We start from the raw sequence: 1,910 nt of genomic DNA on the forward strand, positions 1-1,910 counted from the left end.
CCACAAGTGGGAAATCCTGCGCGGTGAATTTGTCGGCTGGCCGCAGGACGTTGCGCCACCCGCGCCAGACAAACCGTGGTTCGCCCGCCCTGCCCCGCTGACCGGTGAGCGCCGCGCATTGGTGATCGGCGCCGGGCTGGCCGGGTGCGCCAGCGCCGCCAGTCTCGCGGCGCGGGGCTGGCAGGTCAGCCTGCTGGAACGGCATGCCGACGTGGCGCAGGAAGCATCGGGCAATCCACAGGGCGTGCTGTACCTGAAGCTGTCGGCCCACGGCACCGCGTTGTCGCAACTGATCGTCAGCGGGTTCGGCTACACCCGCCGCCTGCTGGAAACCCTGCAACGCGGCTCGGATTGGGACGATTGCGGCGTGCTGCAATTGGCATTCAATACAAAGGAAGCCGAGCGCCATGCACAACTGGCGGCGGCGTTCCCGGAAGATCTGGTGCACTGGCTCGACCAGCCGCAGGCCGAGATTCAGGCCGGGGTCGGACTGAGCCACGGCGGCTTGTATTACCCCGAAGGCGGCTGGGTGCATCCGCCCGCGCTGTGCCAGGCACAGGCCGCGCAACCGAACATCGAATTGCTCAAGCATCACGAGGCGCTGGAACTGCGCAAGGTCGAGGGTCAGTGGCAAGCCCTCGCCGGCGACCGTGTGCTCGCCAGCGCACCGGTGGTGGTATTGGCCGGCGCTGCGGAAATCAAACGCTTTGCACACAGTGCCGAGCTGCCGCTCAAACGCATTCGCGGGCAGATCACGCGCCTGCCGCAAACCGCGGAAAGCCAGACGCTACGCACCGTGGTCTGCGCCGAAGGTTATGTCGCCCCGGCACGCCTGGGCGAACACACACTGGGCGCCAGTTTCGATTTCACCAGCGATGACCTGACACCGACAACCGCCGAACACCTGGGCAATCTGGCAATGCTTGAGGAGATCTCCGGCGATCTGGTGGCGCGTCTGCACATCAATGACCTGCCTGCAGAAACGCTGGAGGGCCGCGCCGCCTTTCGCTGCACCAGCCCCGATTATCTGCCGATTGTCGGTCCGCTGGCCGACCGCGAAGCCTTCGCTCAGGTCTACGCGGCGTTAAGCAAGGATGCGCGACAAGTGCCGGACATTGCCTGCCCGTGGCTCGACGGCTTGTATGTCAACAGCGGCCACGGCTCACGCGGGCTGATCACCGCACCGCTGTCCGGCGAACTGCTGGCGGCGTGGCTGGACAACGAGCCGCTGCCCCTGCCCAGAAGCGTCGCCGAAGCCTGCCATCCCAACCGTTTTGCCTTGCGCACGTTGATTCGCGGCAAATGAAAAAGAGCGACTGGCCGCCGGTCAGTCGCCGCCCCTTATAACTCATCGTTCTAAAACTCCCACAACTGCACCGGGTCAGTTTCTGAGTAACGGCCATTTTGGCCTGACTGAGAATCACCCTCCCCAACGGAAAAACCGGTAAGGATTTTATGTGCGGATTAGCTGGCGAGTTACGTTTTGATCAACACCCTGCAGACCTTGCAGCCATCGAGCGAATCACCCATCACCTGGCGCCTCGCGGCCCCGACGCGTGGGGCTTCCATGCTCAAGGGCCGATTGCCCTGGGCCACCGTCGCCTGAAAATCATGGACCTGTCGGACGGCTCGGCGCAGCCGATGATCGACAGTCAACTGGGCTTGTCCCTGGCCTTCAACGGCGCGATCTACAACTTCCCGGAACTGCGCGCCGAACTCGAAGCGCTCGGTTACGCGTTCTATTCCGGTGGCGACACCGAGGTGCTGCTCAAGGGTTACCACGCCTGGGGCGAAGCAATGCTGCCGAAACTCAACGGTATGTTTGCCTTCGCCATCTGGGAGCGCGACGCCCAGCGCCTGTTCATCGCTCGCGACCGTCTCGGCGTGAAGCCGTTGTACCTGTCGCGCAC

1 protein-coding gene and 1 pseudogene are annotated in these 1,910 nt (G+C 64.1%); both read left to right on the forward strand.

Features of this window, described 5'->3' with window-relative positions:
• A partial coding sequence (gene mnmC, locus DBR24_RS08555; RefSeq protein ID WP_256591347.1) for a bifunctional tRNA (5-methylaminomethyl-2-thiouridine)(34)-methyltransferase MnmD/FAD-dependent 5-carboxymethylaminomethyl-2-thiouridine(34) oxidoreductase MnmC occupies positions 1-1,306 on the forward strand: 1,306 nt, incomplete at its 5' end.
• A 149-nt stretch (positions 1,307-1,455) separates the two neighbouring features.
• A pseudogene (locus tag DBR24_RS08560) lies at positions 1,456-1,910 on the forward strand (N-acetylglutaminylglutamine amidotransferase); the annotation flags it as partial.

Source organism: Pseudomonas sp. HMWF006 (assembly GCF_003061205.1).
Classification (GTDB): domain Bacteria; phylum Pseudomonadota; class Gammaproteobacteria; order Pseudomonadales; family Pseudomonadaceae; genus Aquipseudomonas; species Aquipseudomonas monsensis.